Here is an 18,169-nt window from a genome sequence, read left to right as displayed (position 1 = left end):
CCCCTGTTGAGCGCTCACGGACTGGCCGCGGTGAAGGAAAGATTCGGCGTGTAGCGGCCGATCCGCGCCGAGATATCGCGCGCCAGCTTTTCATTCAGCGGCGCCGACACGATCGACAGATGCGAACCGCCGATCCGCGACACCTCCAGATGCCGCCCCACCAGGTCGCGCCAGCCGAGCGAGACCTCGTCGCCTTCGTGGCGATCGGCGGCGAAGTACGTCACCGGCAGCTGCGCCGCCGGCGGACGATAGTCGTCGGCCGCGCGGCCGCAGGCTTCGTACAGCGCCACCGTGCGCTTCACCTCGTCCGCATCCAGCCCCGCCGGCACCAGCCCCGCGCCCATGCACAGCGCAATCACGCCGTCGAGATCGCCGCGGATGGCGCGCGCCATCAGCTCGGGATAGTCGGGATGGGTGCGCCAGTCGCCGGCCAGGTTCAGGTCGAGCAGCCAGTTCAGCAGCGCGCGGCAGGCGTCGTGCTGCACCGGATGCCGCTCGCGCTCCCTGGCGCGCAGCGCCGGCGCGCTGGTGTCGATCATGCCGACGAACTGCACGTCCTCGCCCGCCGCCAGCAGGCGGTGCGCGATCTCGTACGCCACCATGCCGCCCAGCGACCAGCCGGCCAGCAGATACGGACCGGACGGCCGCACTTCGCGGATCGCATCCAGATACGCCGTGGCCATGGCGTCGATGCTCCGGTGCAGCGTCTCGCCCACCGCCAGGCCGTACACCGGCTGGTTGGCATCCAGGTGCTGGGCCAGGTCGAACGCATACTGCACGCCGCCGCCGATCGGATGGATCAGGAACAGCGGCGCGGCCGTACCCTTGGCGCGGATCGGCACCAGGTTCGGATGCAGCCCGCCCTGCTTGCGCGTATCCACGAACGAGGCCAGCGCGCCCAGCGTGGCGTGCGAGAACAGGTCGCGCAGCTCGATCTCCGCCACGTGCCGCTTGCGCAGCTGCGAGACCAGCTGGGTCGCCAGCAGCGAGTGGCCGCCGAGTTCGAAGAAGTCGTCGGTCAGGCCGACCTTCTCCACCTTCAGCAGCTCCGACCACACCGCGGCAATGGCCTTTTCCATCGCCGTGCGCGGCGCGACGTGCTCGCCTTCGTCCTGCGCCATCTCCGGCGCCGGCAGCACCTTGCGGTCGACCTTGCCGTTGGAGGTCAGCGGCATCGTCGCCAACCCCACGAAGTACTCCGGCACCATGTAGTCGGGCAGCGTCTGCGCCAGGGTGCGGCGCAGCACCGCCGGATCCGGCAGCGCCTGCCCGTCGTGCGCCACCAGGTAGGCCACCAGGCGCTGCACGCCGCGCTCGTCCGGCCGCGCCAGCACCACCACGTCGCGCACCGCTTCCAGCGCGGCCAGCGTGGATTCGATCTCGCCCAGCTCGATGCGCAGGCCGCGGATCTTCACTTGGTGGTCGCTGCGGCCCAGATACTCGATATTGCCGTCCGGCAGATAGCGCGCCAGGTCGCCGGACAGGTACATGCGCGCACCGTCCTCGGCGCTGAAGGGGTTGGGGATGAAGGTCTGCCCGGTGAGATCCGGCCGGTTCACGTAGCCGCGCGCCAGGCCGACGCCCGCGATATACAGATGGCCGACCACGCCCACCGGCACCGGGTTGAAGTAGTCGTCCAGGATATGGATCTGGATGTTCGCGATGGGCTTGCCGATCGGCACGCAGTTGAGCGCGCTGTCCTTGCGGCACTGCCAGTAGGTGACGTCGACCGAAGCCTCGGTCGGGCCGTACAGGTTATGCAGCGCCACGTGGTCCCAGGTGGCGAAGAAGCGCTGCTGCAGATCCATCGGCAAAGCCTGGCCGCTGCACATCACCTGGCGCAGCGAGCGCCCGCTGCCGGGTTCCACTTCGTTGAGGAACACTTCCAGCATCGGCGGCACGAAGTGCGTGGTGGTGATGCGCTCGGCGTCGATCAGGCCGGCCAGGTAGGCCACGTCCTGGTGGCCGCCGGGCTTGGCCACCACCAGGGTGGCGCCTTCCAGCAGCGGCCAGAAGAACTCCCACACCGAGACGTCGAAGCTGAAAGGCGTCTTCTGCAGCACGCGGTCGGCGGCGGTCAGCGGATAAGCCTCCTGCATCCACTCCAGGCGGTTGACGATGCCGCGATGGTCGATGCCCACGCCCTTGGGCTTGCCGGTGGAGCCGGAGGTGTAGATCACGTAAGCCAGATCGCCCGGCTGGGTGGCGTTGACCGGATTGCCGGCATCCTCCATCGCCCAGCTCGCGGCGTCGCCGTCGATGCACAGCACCGGCAGGCCGGGAATCGCCGGCGCGGCGTGGCGCAGGTGCGTCAGGGTGAGGATCGCCGCGGGCGCCGCATCCTCCACGATGGTGGCCAGGCGGTCGGACGGATAGGTCGGATCCAGCGGCACGTAGGCGCCGCCGGCCTTCTCGATCGCATACAGGCCCACGATCATCTCGATCGAGCGCTCGGTGCACAGGCCGACCAGCACGTCCGGCCCCACGCCGAGATGGCGCAGGTGGCGGGCCAGGCGATTGGCCTGCGCATTGAGCTCGGCATAGGTCAGCGAGCGGTTCTCGTACACCACGGCCACGTGCTCGGGCGTGCGCGCCACCTGCGCCTCGAACAGCTGGTGCAGCGTGTTCGTCTCCGGCGTCACGCACGGATAGGCCTTGGCGGTGTGGTTGAAGCCGTAGACCAGCTGCCGGTATTCCGCCTCGCCGATCATCGGCAGCTCGCCCAGCGGCCGCTCCGGCTCCGCCACGATGGCCTGCAGCAGGTTGGCGAAGTGCTCGCCCATGCGCTCGATGGTGGCGCGGTCGAACAGGTCGGTGTTGTACTCGAAGCTGCCGTACAGGCCTTGCGGGCCTTCGCTGAAGGTCAGCGTGAGATCGAACTTGGCGGTCACCGTCTCGTGCGGCACCAGTTCCAGCTCCAGCCCCGGCAAGGCAAGATTCAGCGGCGCGTTCTGCAGCACCAGCATCACCTGGAACAGCGGCGAATAGCTGGTGTGGCGTTCCGGCTGCACCGCGCCCACCAGCTGCTCGAACTGCACGTCCTGGTGGGCGTAGGCGTCCAGCGTGGTGGCGCGCACCTGCTTGAGCAGGTCGGTGAAGCCCGCGCTCAGGTCCACCTGGTTGCGCAGCACCAGGGTGTTGACGAAGAAGCCGATCAGGTCCTCGATCTCGCTGCGGTTGCGGTTGGCGATCGGCGTGCCGATGCAGATGTCGTTCTGCCCGGAATAGCGCGCCAGCAGCACGTTGAAGGCCGCGCACAAGGTCATGAACAAGGTGCCCTGCGACTTGCGGCTCAGCGCCTGCAGCTTCGCGCTGAGCTCCGCCGGCAGCGCATAGGGCAGCGCGGCGCCGTCCTGGCCCTGGGTGGGCGGACGCGGGCGGTCGGTGGGCAGGGTCAGCAAGGTCGGCGCGCCGGCCAGCTGCTTCTTCCAGTAGCCGAGCTGCCGCTCCAGCACCTCGCCGCTCAGCCATTCGCGCTGCCAGCGCGCGAAGTCGACATAGCGCATCGGCAGCTCCGGCAGCGCCGCCGGCGCACCGAAGGCGCGGCTGGCGTACAGCGTGCCCAGCTCGCGCACCAGGATGCCCATCGACCAGCCGTCGGAAACGATGTGATGCATGGTCAGCAGCAGCAGATGCTCGTCGTCGGCCAGGCGCAGCAGGCTGCCGCGCACCAGCGGCCCGCCGTGCAGGTCGAACGGCGTGCTCGCCTCGTCCAGCATCAGCTGGCGCGTCTGCGCCTCGCGCTCGCCCGGCGCGCTGGCGCGCAGGTCGTGCAGCGCCAGCGCCAGCTCCACGCGCTCGGCGATGTACTGCACCGGCGTGCCGTCCACGCTGCCGAAGCGCGCGCGCAGCGCATCGTGGCGCAGCACGACGTCGTTGAGCGCGCCTTCCAGCGCGGCGGTATCCAGCCGGCCCTTCAGGCGCACCGCGGCGGGAATGTTGTAGGTGGGGCTGTAGCCTTCCAGCTGATCCAGGAACCACAGGCGCTGCTGCGCGAACGACAGCGGATAGCTTTCTTCCCGCACCGCGGCCGGCGCCGCCACCGTGCTGGCCGGAGCCGTAACAGGGGCGGCCGCGGCCACCCATGCAACCAGGGCGGCGACCGTCGGCGCTTCGAGAATCGCCGCCACCGGCACCTCCACGCCGAACTCGTCGCGGATGCGCACCGCCAGCCGCGTCGCCAGCAGCGACTGGCCGCCGAGCTCGAAGAAGTCGTCGTCGAGCGCCACCGACGGGCGGCCCAGCAGCTCGCACCAGATGCGCATCATGGTGCCGGTGGCATCGGTGGCCGGAACGTCGGCCGCGGCGAGCGCCAGCCCTTCCTTACGCACCGCTCGCAGCGTCGGCAACGCATCGACGGCATCCGGATAACGCACGTCCGTCCAGCACACCTCGCGTGCGAACGGATAGCTCGGCAGGCTCACGCGGCGCGGCTTGGCGGCGCCGGCGTACAAGCCGTTCCAGTCGAACGCGAACCCCTTCACCCACAGGTCGAGCAGCTTGCCGTACTTGCCCTTGGCCACCCAGGCTTGCACCGCGGCCTGCATGTCCTCGTCGTCGGCCAGCGCGGAGAACGCATTGCGCTTTGCCTGTCCCGCATAGACGTCGTCCACGTCCTTGCCGCCGGCGAGGATCGCCGCCAGCTTGCCGCGCAGCTCGTCCAGCGATTCCACCAGCAGGGCCAGGCGCTCCTCCATCGCCTCGCGCCCCACCTGCAAGGTGTAGGCGATATCGGCCAGCGCCAGGTCGGAGGCGTGCCGCTCCGGCGCCAGCGCCGCGAGCAGCCGTTCCACTCGTGCCTTCAAGCGTTCCGGATCGCGTGCGGACAGCACGATCATGGCCGGACCAGGCAGGCTGCCGCGCAGCGACGACGATGGCTCGACGTACTCCTCGATCACCAGGTGCGCATTCGCGCCGCCCGCGCCGAACGAAGAGATGCCCGCGCGCCGCGGAAACTCCCGGCGGCGCCCGTCGACGTCCAGCTGCGGCCGCGTCCACGGCGCCAGCGCCTGCTGCACGAAGAACGGCGTGTCGGCGAAACGGATCTCCGGATTCGGCGTGGCCGCATGCAGGCTAGGCGCGAGCATGCCGTGCTTCATCTGCATCAGCACCTTGCTCACCGCGACGAAGCCGCTCGCGCTTTCGCTGTGGCCCAGGTTGGACTTGGCCGAACCCAGCGCGCAGAACTGCCGGTCCTGGGTCCACTGGCGGAACGCCTTGGCCAGGCCCGCCACCTCGATGGGGTCGCCCAGGTGGCTGCCGGTGCCCTGCGCTTCCACATAGCTCACCGTGCGTGCATCGATGCCGGCGCGGCGCAATGCGTCGCCTACCAGCTGCGCCTGCATATTGGGGTTCGGCACCAGGTAGGCGTTGGTCTTGCCGCCCGAATTGATCGCGCTGCCCTTGATCACGCCATAGATATGGTCGCCGTCGGCCACCGCGCGATGCAGGGGTTTAAGTACCAGCGCGCCTACCGCCTCAGCGTCGACGAAGCCGTCCGCGCCGGCCGCGAAGGACCTGCACTTGTCGTCGGCCGACAGCATCGCCATCGAGGCCAGGTCGATCAGCTGGGTCGGCGCCACGATCAGGTTCACGCCGCCGGCGATCGCCACCTCGCTGTCGCCGCTGCGCAGGCTTTCCAGCGCCAGATGGATGGCCGTCAACGAGGACGAGCACGCGGTATCGACCGCCAGGCTCGGCCCCTGGAAATTGCACAGGTGCGAAATGCGGTTGGCGATCGACCAGAAGCGCGCGCCGGTGGCGTAGTGCTCATTGGTGACGCCGACGAACACGCCGACCTTGCGCGTGGCGCTGAGGCCGGCGGCCGTATAGCCCGCGTCCTCGATGCTCGCATGCACCTCCTGCATGAACAGCCGCTCCTGCGGGCTCATCAAGCGCGCCTCGCTGGGCGCGATATGGAAGAACAGGCGATCGAAGCCCTGCACGTCGTCCAGCAACCCGGCCCAGCGCGTGTAGGTCTTGCCGGCCTGGCCCTTGCGCTCGTCGAAGAAGCGGCCATGCGCCCAGCGTTCCGGCGGCACTTCGCTCACGCTGTGGCGGCCGGCAGCGAGGTTGTCCCAGAACTGGTGGACGTCGTTGGCGCCGGGGTAGCGGCCGGAGAGGCCCACGATGGCCACGTCGAACGGCGCCACTGGGGCGGGCACGGTGGGGATGGTGGCCTCCACCGGCTGCACCTCGCGTGCCGCAGTGCTGGCTGTCTGTACCACGGTGGCCGGCGCTGCAGCCGGCGCGGCGGCGGCCATGCCCGCCCAGCGCGACAGCGCCGCCGGATCGGTACGCAGGAAGTGATCGACCAGCGCTTCGATATCGTGGTGCTCGAAGAACAGCGTCGCGCCGATCTGCTCCGCGCCGAACACCACGCGCAGCGCATCGGTCAGTTCCATCACCAGGATCGAATCGAGTCCGTACTCGTCGAAGCCCACCGTCGCCCCGATCGCCTCCAGCGGCAGCGCCAGGCGCCGGCTGATCAGCTTGCGGAACTGCAGGATGCTCTTTTCGCGCAGCACGGCGCTGGCCGGCTGCGTGTCGGTGGCGTGGCCGTGGTGCGAGGTGAAGTCCTTGGAATCGTTCATGGCAGGTGAGTTCCGTTCGTGGTTCGTGTCGCGTGACAGCGGAGGTGCCGGCTTGAGATGGACCGTGCGCAGGCTGAGTTTTTCGATGCGCACGCAGACCTGGCCGTGCGCATCGCAGAGATCGATATCGAGTTGGCGGATGTCGCCGGCGGCTGCGGTGCCCGCGGCGTGGCGCACGTAAGCCCACATGCCGGCGGTGCAGGCCGCATGTGCCTGCACGCCGTCGACGGCAAACGGCAGGGCCAGCGCGATGCCCTCTTCGCCATGCGTCGCCAGATGCATGCCGAGCGACGACTGCAGGGCGGCATCGAGCAGGCTGGGATGCAGCGCGTAATGCGGCAGCGTGGCGGCGACCGGGGCTGGCAGGGAAATCTTCGCCAGCACTTCGCCTTCGCCGACGAACAGCTCGTCGATGCCGCGGAAGGCCGGGCCGTACTGCAGGCCCTTGCTTTCGAAGATGGCGTAGCAGCGCTCGTGGCCGACCTGCGCCACCGTGCAGCGGGCGCGCAGCGCGGCGAGATCGTGCCGTTCGGCGGCAGCCTGCCCCGCGGACGCGATGCCTTGGCTGTGGACGGCGCCGTCCTCGCCGCGCAGTTCGAAGCGGAACGCGCCGTCCGGCTCGGCGGTCAGCGCAAGCTGCAATGACAGTCCGCTGTCGTCCGCTACCGCCGGGCGGATCCATGCGACCTTGCCAAGCCGGACGCCGGATCCCGGCATCGCCTGCTGCGCGGCGGCGCGGGCCATTTCCAGCTGGGCCACGCCGGGCAGCACGCGGCGCCCTTGCACGCGATGGTCGGCGAGGAAGAACTCGCTGCCGTCGAAGCGGCTGCCGAAGCGACCGGCCGCCGCATCGGCGGTCTGCAGCAGCGGATGTTTGCGGGGTGGCGGCGCGACGCGCACGTCGACTCCGGTCCAGCGCCCCATCGCTTCCGGCTCGGCCGCGATGAAATGATCGGCCAGCGCATCGATGCTCGCATGCTCGAAGAACAGCGTGGAGGAAACCCGCTCCTCGATCCCCAGCTCCTCGAACGCCGCACGCAGCGCGTTGGTCAGCTCCAGCACCAGGATCGAGTCCATGCCGTAGCGGTCCAGCCCCGTCGCCGTATCGATCTCGCCGGCCGGCAGCTTCAGCGCCTTGCCGATCAGCTTCGCCAACTTCGCGCGGCAGCGCTCGCGCAGCGAAGCGGCATCCGCCGGCGCAGCCGCTTCGGCTGGACGCGAGACCGTGGCCGCTTCCACCCGTGCCGGCGCGCTCGCCTTGGCCGCGGGCTTCTGCAGCACGACACCGTCGCTCTCCGCGACGATCACCTGCTGCCCCAGCCCATGCGCCGGCTCCGCCGGGAAACGCACCTGGCGATAGCCCTCCTCGCGCAGCACGGCATGCCAGCGCGCCGGCGACAGGCTCGGGCAGCCAGGAATACGCAGCGCCTCGTCCTCGTACAGCCACCAGCCATCGAGCAGGCCGAAGGTCAGATGCGACCACAGCTCGCAGCTGGCCAGCTCGTTGAGCACCAGCTGCCCGTTCGCACCCAGCAGGGCCTTGGTGTTGCGCAGGCTCTCGCGGATGTCTCGCGTGGCGTGCAGCACGTTGGTGGCGATGGCCAGGTCGTAGCCGCCGGCCTCGACCTCCTGCCCTTCGAGCGGGCTGCCGATATCCAGCAGCCGGTACGAGAGATAGGGATACGACGGCCCGTACTTGCCCTGCGCGTGCAGCAGGAAGGCGCGCGACAGGTCGGTGTAGCAGTACTCGCCGATGTGTTGTGCATACGGCGCCAGCCGCGTCATCACGCGCGCGCTGGTGCCGCCGGTGCCGGCGCCGATCTCGACGATGCGGATGCGCGCCGCCGGATCGCGCGCCACGCGGGCCGCGACGAAGGCGAGCACCGCCTCGCATAGCACGTCGTTGAAATGATCGGCGACGGCATTGCCCTGGTAGACGCCCTCGACCAGCCGCATCGACGAGTCCGGGAACATCACCGCGGTGGCTTCGACCTCGCCGCGCAGGATCGCCGGCAGCGAGCGCAGCATGGCGTCGACCAGGGTTACCTGGGCCTGCCGCACATGGCCTGCGGCCTGCCATGCCACTTTGCGCGCGTTCCATTCGGACCAGGCGCCTTCCAGCGAAGGGAACACCGTGAGGCCGGCCTGCGCGATCATGCGCAGGCTGTGCTTCAGCCAGCGTGCGTAGCGCGGGGAAGCAGCCGCCGCATCCGCCAGCCCCAAGCCCTGCAGCTCGCCGCGCAGGATCGCCAGCGCCAGCCGGTCGATCTCCCGGCCCTCGGCCGCGAGATGCGCCGCATCGCCCTGGAATGCCGGCGGCACGCTCAGGGTGTCCGCCACCGAGTCGAAGCGGGCCGGGTGCATGCGCACCTTCGCCTGCCCGACCAGATCGAACACGCCGCCGCGCACGTCCTCGCGCACTGCCTTCATAAAGCCCAGCTGCGGCAGCGGCGAACGCAGCAGCCGTTCCAGCGCCCGCATGCCTTCGGTCGGCTCGATCGAACCGATGCCCTGCCGCGCCATGCGCTCGCGGTAGTCGCCGGAGGCGACCACGCCGACGCTGCCCCAGTAGCCCCAGTTCATCACCTTCACCGGATACGGCAGGCGCGCGGCCAGATGCAGCGCGTAGGCATCCTTGAAGGTGCAGCCCGCCGCATAGTTGCCCTGCCCCGCGGCGCGCACGAAGCCGGCCAGCGAGGACAGGAACAGCATGAAGTCCAGCGGTTGGGCGCCGAACACCTGGGCGATCCGCACGCTGGCCGCGACCTTGGCCGCCAGCCCCGCGCGCAGCCGCGACTCGTCCATCTGCGCCACGCTCTTGTCGAGCAGGTCGATCGCCGCATGCACCACACCGTGGATCGCGCCATGGCGGGCGAGCACTTCCGCGCAGGCCCGTTGCAGCGCCGCGCGGTCGGCCGCATCGGCGGCGATATAGAGCGGCGCCGGGCCGAGCGCGCCCAGCCGCGTCCGCGCCTGTGCGATCGCCTCGTCTTCCGCGCGGCGGCCGATCCACACGATGCGCGCACGATGCGTGCGGATCATATGCTCGCTCCAGGCCTGGCCGATGCCGCCGGCGCCGCCGATCACTACATAGACGCCGTCGTCGCGATAAGGCGAAGCCTGTTGCGCCACGCTCGCCGCATCCACGCGCGACAGCACCTGGCGGAACCATTGGCCGCCACGCCAGGCCAGGGTGGCCCCGCGGCCCTCGCCGGCCAGCCGGTACATGCGGTCGAGCGGCCAGGCATCGGCGCGCGGCATGTCGAGCAGGTGCAGGCGCCAGCTGGCGCACTCCTTCGCCACCGCGCCCATGAAGCCGTGGATCGCGGCATGGCCAGGCGCGACGGTGTCGGAGCCGTGCACGGACTGCGCCTGCACGGTCACCACGGTCCAGTCGAGCGCGCGGCGGTCGAAGCCGAGTGCGAGCAGGGCCTTGACCAGGCGGAACGCAGCGATCACGCCATGTTCCTGAGCAGCGATCAGCGCGTCGTCGTCATCGGCCGCGTGGGCTTCGTCGACGGCCAGCCAGACGATGCGGTCGAACGAGCCGAGCGCACGCAAGTGTCGTTCGAGCACGGCGGCGTCCACCGGCTTCGAATCGAGCACCGCCGCATCCGGCAGCGCATCCAGCAGCATCGCCCGCTGTGCCGGCGAGCCGCCGGCGATCAGGGTGCGTCCGCCTTCCGAGCTTGCGGCAAGCTTCGGCTCGACGACTTCCCAGGTCGGCAGCAGCAGCCATTCGTGGCCGCTGGGCACGGGTTCTACGGGCTCGCTGCGAACCGGCGCTGTCGGCTCCGGCACCCAGTAGCGGCCACGTGCGAACGGATAGGTCGGCAGGCCGATGCGACGCGGCCTGCGCGCACCGTGCCACTGCCGCCAATCGACAGCGGCGCCCTTCACCCAGGCATCGAGCAGCTTGTCCAGGTCGCGGGCCGCGATCCACGCGCCGATCGCCTGCGCATCGGCTGCGGCGTCACGGCGTCCGCGCGATGCGGTGCCACGATGGATGAGTGCCGACGATTCCCCGGCTGCCACGACGGAATGCAACCGCTCACGCAGTTCCTCCATCGACGCCACCGGCAACGCCAGCCGCCACTCCATCGCTTCACGCCCCACCTGCAGCGTATAGGCGAGATCGCCCAGATCCACCTCGGACCGCGTAACGAAGTCCAGCAGCAGGCGAACCTGCTCCTGCAGCTGCCGCTCGTTGCGCGCCGACAACAGCACCGGCACCGGCGCGGTCACCGGCGGCCGCGCCGCCACCGGCGCCACATATTCCTCCAGCACCACGTGCGCATTCACGCCGCCGAAGCCGAACGAACTCACGCCCGCACGGCGCGGCAACGGCCTGCCCTGCGCGTCGCGCAATGCCGCCCACTCCCGCGCCTCGCGCACCACGTAGAACGGACTGCCGTCCAGCTCCAGATACGGATTGAGCTGTTCGCTGTGCAGGCTGCGCACCAGGGTGCGGTGCTTCATCTGCAGCAGCACCTTCACCACGCCGGCCACACCCGCGGCCAGTTCCAGATGGCCGATATTCGTCTTGACCGAACCCAGCCCGCAGTACGGCGCGGCCACTGCCTCTGCGCCGAACGCCGCCTTCAGGCCCTGCACCTCCACCGGATCGCCCAGCCGCGTACCGGTGCCGTGCGCTTCGATATAGCTCACCGTGCGCGGATCGATGCCCGCCTGCCGCTGCGCCGTGCGGATCACCTCGGCCTGCGCCACGGGATTGGGCGCGGTCAGCGAGTTGGCGTGGCCGCCATGGTTCTCCGCCACGCCGCGGATCAGGCCATGGATGCAGTCGCCATCGCGCTCGGCCTCCGACAGTTTCTTCAGCACCAGCATCGCCACGCCTTCGCCGCGCACATAGCCGTCGGCTTCGGCGGCGAAGGTCTTGCAGCGGCCGTCGGCGCTGAGCATGCCGGCCTTGCTGAAGCTGATATGCGCTTCCGGCGTCACGATGGTGTTGACGCCGCCGACCACCGCGACCGCGGCCTGCCCGCCGCGGATCGCGGCGACGCCGCGCGCCAGCGCCACCAGCGAACTGGAACACGCCGTTTCCACCGGCTCGCTCGGCCCATGCCAGTCGAACATGAAGCTGATGCGGTTGGGCCCGACCGAAGGCACGCCGCCGGTCGAGGCGTACGCTTCGCCACCCAGGCCCGCGCGGTCGACCAGCCGGCCATAGCCGGTGGCGCCGGTGCCGATATAGACCGCCGTATCGCTGCCCGCCAGCGCGTCGCCCGCGTAGCCGGCGTCTTCCAGTGCCTTCCATACGTGGATCATGGCCAGCCGCTGCTGCGGATCCATCAGCTCCGCTTCCTTGGGCGAGACGCCGAAGAACAGCGGATCGAACTCGTCGACGCCATCGATAAAGCCGCCCCAGATGATCCGGGTGCGGTGCGCCTCGCGACCCTGGTCGCCATGCAGGCTGCGCCAGTCCCAGCGAGACGGCGGGATCTCGTCGATGCAGTCGCGGCCGTCGCGCAGGTTCCGCCAGAACGCTTCGATATCCGCCGCGTGGGGGAAGCGCCCGCTCATGCCGATGATGGCGACCGGTTCATCCGCGGCGGGCACAGTAACCACCGGCACGGGTGCGCTCACAGCGGCGGCGGAAACCACCGCAGCGGCGCGCTTGCGTACCGGTGGCGCGGCCACGACGCCCTGCTCGCGCACCAGGTGATCGATCAGGCGGTCCAGCGTGGGATGCTCGAAGAACACCGTCGGCGTCAGCCGCAGCTGGAAGCGCTGGTTCAAGGCGTTGCCGAACTCGGTCAGCGAGACGGAATCGAAGCCGTATTCGCTGAAGGTGGTCTCGCCGTCCAGATCGTCCGGCTTCACCTTGATCAGGGCCGAGACCAGCTCGGTCAGCGCGGTCCATACCGCCTCGCGCGACGATTCGGCGGTCTCTTCGATCGTCATCTCTTCCACCATGGCAGCCGGCGGCGCGGCGATGCCCTGCGTTGCCGTGCCCAGCACAGCCTCGCGGATACGCTCCGGCTCGCCCGCCACCACCAGCAGCTGGCTGGCGTCGCTGGCCCAGGCCTCGCGCAGGATGCGCAGGCCCTCGGCGCTGCCCAGCGGATGCATGCCCAGCTGCTGGCGCATCATCGCCTGCGTCGCGGCATCCACCTGCATGCCGCCTTCGGCCCACAGCGGCCAGTCGATCGACAGCGTGCGTCCCTGCCGTTCGCCGCGCGCCACCCGCTCCGCGCGCTCATGCGCGAAGGCGTCCATAAACGCATTCGCCGCCGCGTAATCGGCCTGCCCCACGCTGCCCAGCGCACCCGCGATGGAGGCGAAGCAGATAAAGGCATCCAGCGCCATGTCGCGGCTGGCCCGGTCGAGATTCAGCGTGCCCGCCACCTTGGCGCGCAGCACCTGGCGCAGTTCGTCGCGGGTCTTGGCCAGCAGGAAGCTGTCGCGCACCACGCCGGCGCTGTGCACGATGCCGTCGAGGCTTTCGAACTCCTCCGGAATGCCGCGCACCAGCGTGTCGATGGCCTCGGCGTCGGCGACGTCCACCGCGTGATAGCGCACCACCGCGCCGAGCGCTTCCAGCTCGCGGATGCGGCTCTTGATCGTTTCGTCCAGCGCGGAACGGCCGGTGAGTACCAGCACCGGGTTGCGCACTTCGCTGGCGATGGCGCGGGCAAAGATCAGGCCCAGGCCGCCGGCGCCGCCGGTGATCAGGTAGACGCCGTGATCCTTCCAGGGCGATGCGCCCTGCGCCGACGAGGGCACTTCGGTCCATCCGGCGGTCTGGCGCTCGCCGCGCACATGGCGCACGCGCTGCGCGGCGCCGTCTTCCCTCAGTGCGGCGGCGACATCCTGTCCGGCCTCGACCGCGATCAGCTGGCCGAGCAGGCGCGGGCTCTCCAGCCGCGCGGTGCGCAGCATGCCGTCCAGTCCGGACAGCGCCTGCCACTCGCCTTCGCGCGGCACGACGACCTGGATCAGGTGCTGCCCCGGCTGCGCGGCCAGGCCCTGCAGCGTTTCCAGCAGCAAGCTCGCCGCCGCTTCGAACGCGCTGCCGAGGTCGGCACCGCTTGGCGCGACCAGGCAGGCCGCATGCGGGAACTGCTCGCGGATACGCACCGCCAGCCCGTCTTCCAGGCCGCACAGCAGCACGACTCGCGAAGCGGGAGCGGCAGCACCTTCAAACACGGGACGCACCGGCCATGCAGGCCGGAACATCAGCGTCTCGATGGGTGCGGCCGCTGCAGCGATTACCGGCTCGGCACGTGCAGGCGCCTGCGCCGCTCCTGTGGGGAACCAATGGCGTTCACCTGCGAACGGATACGTCGGCAGGCTGATGCGGCGCGGGCGCACATCGTTCCCATACAGGTGCCGCCAATCGAGATTGAATCCCTTCGTCCATAGATCGAGCAGCCGCTCGTACTTGCCGCGCGCAAACCAGCTGGCCACGGTAGCGGCCATATCATCATCGCCGGCCAGCGCAGCAAGCGCGTCCGCGCCGCGCCGCGCCTGTCCCAGGTAAAGGCCTTCGATCGCCGTATCGCCGGCCAGCCATGCCGCGAGCTTGCCGCGCAGTTCGTCCAGCGAATGCACCAGCAGCGCAAGGCGTTCGTCCATCGCTTCGCGGCCGACCTGCAATGTGTAAGCCAGGTCCGCCAACTTGAGTTCCGGCTTGGCCAGGTGAGCCATCAGCTCGCCTGCTCTTTCGCGCAGCCGTTCTTCGTCGCGAGCGGACAACAGCACCAACGCGGGACCGCCAGGCGGCTCTGCGGCGACGGCGGGCACGTACTCCTCGACCACCACATGGGCATTCGCTCCGCCCGCACCGAAAGACGAGATGCCGGCGATACGCGGATGTTCACGCCCATCGATCACCGGCCGCCGCCATGCGGCCAGCTCCTGCTGCACCACGAACGGCGTCGCCGCGAAATCGATATTCGGATTGAGCACCGCCGAATGCAGGCTGGGCGCCAGCTGCCGGTGCTTCAGCTGCAGCAGCACCTTGGTCAGCCCGGCGATACCGGCCGCGCTTTCGCAATGCCCGATATTCGACTTCGCCGAACCGATGGCGCAGTAGCCCGTGTCGGCCGTCCAGTGCGCAAAGGCCTTCGACAATCCGGCGATCTCGATCGGATCGCCCAGGCTGGTGCCCGTGCCGTGCGCTTCGATATAGCTGACCTGCCGCGCATCCACGCCGCCGGCACGCAGGGCGCGCTCGATCACCTTGGCCTGCGCATTCGGGTTCGGCACGGTATAGCCGTTGGTCTTGCCGCCATGGTTAACCGCGGTGGCGCGGATCACGCCGTAGATATGGTCGCCGTCGGCCCTGGCCTGCGCCAGGGATTTAAGCAGCACCGCGCCCACACCCTCGCCCGGCACATAGCCTTCGCCGCCTTCGCCGAAACTCTCGCAGCGCCCCTTGCCCGAAATGAACTTGCCCTGCGCCAGCACCAGGTATTTGTTGGGGTGCACCGACACATTGACGCCGCCGGCAATGGCCACCGCGCAACCGCCGCGCGCCAGGCTCTCGCAGGCCAGGTGGATCGCCGTCAGCGACGACGAGCACATGGTGTCCAGCGCCAGGCTGGGGCCGTGGAAATCGCAGAAATAGGAGATGCGATTGGCGATCGAGGCCGGGCTGCCGGGCGCCGCCACGAAGCGGCCATGCGCCTGTTCCTGCGCGCCGTAGAGCTGGTACTCCTCGTACATCACGCCGGCGAATACGCCGACGTTGCCGTCCTCGGCCACGTTCTCCCGCGTGTAGCCGGCGTCTTCCAGCGTGGCATGCACGCATTCGAGGAAGAGCCGCTCCTGCGGGTCCATCAGCTCCGCTTCGCGCGGCGAGATATGGAAGAAGCGCGCGTCGAAACGGTCCACGCCGTCGATAAAGCCGCCCCATTTGCCATAGGTCTTGCCGGGGGCGTTGCGGTCCGCGTCGAAGTACAGGCTGTGATCCCAGCGGTCGGACGGGATCCCGGTGATGCTGTCGCGGCCCTGGCTGAGGTTGGCCCAGAACTCTTCGAGGTTGCGCGCCTGCGGATAGCGGCCGGCGACGCCGATGATGGCGATGCCCTCTTCCTTCACTTCGGTGCGGCTGACGAAGCGCGAGCGCAGGCGGCTGGCCGCGACGGGCGCAGAAAGCACGGCCGCCGGCGCGGCCACCGGCGCGGGCGCCGCGACGGTGCTTTCGCCCACCAGCCCGGCCAGCGCCATACGGTGGTGCTGCAGGAAGTAATCCGCCAGCGCGGCGATCGACTGGTATTCGAAGAACAGCGTCTTCGGCAGCGCGCCGAAGGCCTGCTCCAGCCGCGCGGTCAGGTCCAGCGTCATCACCGAATCGATGCCGTAGGCTTCCAGGCGGGCGTCGGCGTCGATACGCTGCGGCGGGAGCTTCAGCGTGGCCGAGAGCATGCGCACCAGGTGGCGCACGGTGCGCTCGCGCAGGTCGTCCGCCGGGGTTTCGACAGGCGCCGCCGTTTGCACCGGCTCCGGTGCCGCGACGCGCTGCCGCGCCCTCTGGCCCAGCACGTCCGCGCGCAGGAGCGCCAGGTCTCCCGCGGCAACCAGCACCTGGGGCGAACCCAGCGACCATGCCTGCGCCAGGGCGGCGCAACCTTCCACGGTCCCCAGCGGCGCCATGCCCCGCTCGCGCAGAAGACGCTGCCGCGTGGCCGCATCGACGCGCATGCCGCCGTGGTCCCACAGCGGCCAGTTGACCGACAAGCTGCGGCCACTGCGCTGGCCTTGCGCAACCAGGCCATCGCGGTGGTGCGCAAACGCATCCATGAAGGCGTTCGCCGCCGCGTAGTCGGCCTGGCCGACATTGCCGATGGCCCCTGCCAGCGACGAGAACACGATAAACGCGTCGAGCGGGAGATCGCGGCTCGCTTCATCCAGATACACGGTGCCGGCAACCTTCGCGCGCAGCACGTCGCGCAGATCCTGGTGCGACTTGCGCAGGATAAAGCCATCGCGCAGCACGCCGGCACTGTGCAGGATACCGTCCAGCCCTTCGGCCTCGGCGATCTCGCGCACGCAGGCCAGCACCGCGGCGCGGTCGCCTACGTCGAGCTGGCGATAACGGGCCGTGGCACCCAGCGCCGCGAGTTCGTCGAGCGCGGCCTGTGTTTCGCCGCTCAGCGGTGAACGGCCGGTCAGCACCAGGGTGGCGCCTTGGGCCTGCCTGGCGATATCGCGGGCGAACACCAGCCCGAGGCCGCCTGCACCGCCGGTGATGAGATAGGTGCCGCCGGCTTTCCACGGCGAAACGGCATCCGCCGCCGGTTGCGCTTCCGTCCACCCGGCGGTCTGGCGCACGCCATCCACATAGCGAATCGAAACGGCGTCGTCAGAGCGGTTCTCTGCCAACACCCGCACCGCATCCTGGCCCGCCTCGATACGGATCAGCTGGCCGCGGATCCCCGGATTCTCCAGCCGCGCGGTGCGCAGCATGCCTTCCAGTCCGGCCATCGCCTGCGCCGCGCCCTGCGCCGGCACTACCACCTGCACCAGGCAGGGGCCAGGCTCGGTGGCCCATGCGCGCAGCGTATCCAGCAAGGCGGCGGCGGCCGCTTCGTAGGACTGCGCAAGATCGCTGCCGAGCTCCACAGTCGTGGCGTCACCGAACGTAAGGCGCACACGATCGGCTTCCGCCGCCGCGAGGCCGGCAAGCAGCACGGCATGTTTTGCCACGGAGCCCGCCACGTCTCCCGAAGCCGCCTGCTGCGCAAGCCATGCGGGCGCCGCCAGCAGAACCGGCGCGGCATCCTGGATGGCGGGCGCCTGGCGGAGGAGCACGCCGCCGAAACGGATGCAGATCCGGCCCGCGTCATCGCACAGGTCGATATCGAAGCTCTTGCCGGTTGAGTCGCTGTCGTCGCGCCGCGTCACCACGGCCCACATGCGCTCGGCGCATGCAGCATGGATGTCCAGCGACGCGAGCGATGCGGGCAACCACAGCGTGCCGCCCTCGGGCGAAGCCAGGCCGAGCGTGGCCTGCAAGGCCGCATCGAGCAGGCTCGGATGCAGGCCGAATCCGTCCAGCTTCGTACCCGCCGGCAGAACGATGCGCGCCAGGGCCTGCCCGGTCCCGACCAGAACTTCCGTCAAACCGCGCAGCGACGGACCGTACGCCAGCCCCATGCGCTCGAAGGCCAACTGGCACTGCGCCGCATCCAGCCGCGACGCCACGCAGATCCGGCGCAGGCTCTCCATGTCATGCGCGGCCGGCGGCTCGCCTTCCTCGACGACAGCCACCGATCCGACCGTGCAGACCGTATCGCCCCTGGATATCTCGAAGCGGATCGCCGCATCGTCCTGCGGCAGCAAGGCGACATGCACCTCCAGCCCATCCGCATCCGCCACCACCGGCCGCTGCCATGCCACGTCCACCAAGCGCAGCCGCTCGTCGCCATCCAGCGCCTCGCGCACGGCCCGGTGCGCCATTTCCAGCTGCGCCACGCCGGGCAGCACGCGGCTGCCGCGCACCACGTGGTCGGCCAGGAAAGGCTCACCGCCGGTGAAGCGCGAGCTGAAACGCTGCAGCGCGAACGTCGAGGTATTCCGGTGCAGCAGCGGATGCAGCGCGGCGGCTT

General features: G+C 69.8%; 1 protein-coding gene (running past one end of the window). It reads right to left on the bottom strand.

Features of this window, described 5'->3' with window-relative positions:
* Positions 1-14 precede the first annotated feature (14 nt).
* Positions 15-18,169 carry the 3' portion of an amino acid adenylation domain-containing protein gene (locus ISN75_RS07250; protein ID WP_343818915.1) on the bottom strand. 13,636 nt of this gene lie beyond the right edge of the window, so only the last 18,155 of its 31,791 coding nucleotides appear in the window; its start codon lies beyond the right edge, outside the window; it ends in the stop codon at positions 15-17.

Origin of the sequence: Dyella marensis (assembly GCF_049532885.1) — a bacterium.
Taxonomy (GTDB): domain Bacteria; phylum Pseudomonadota; class Gammaproteobacteria; order Xanthomonadales; family Rhodanobacteraceae; genus Dyella_D; species Dyella_D marensis.
This window is presented reverse-complemented; position numbering and strand designations above follow the sequence as displayed.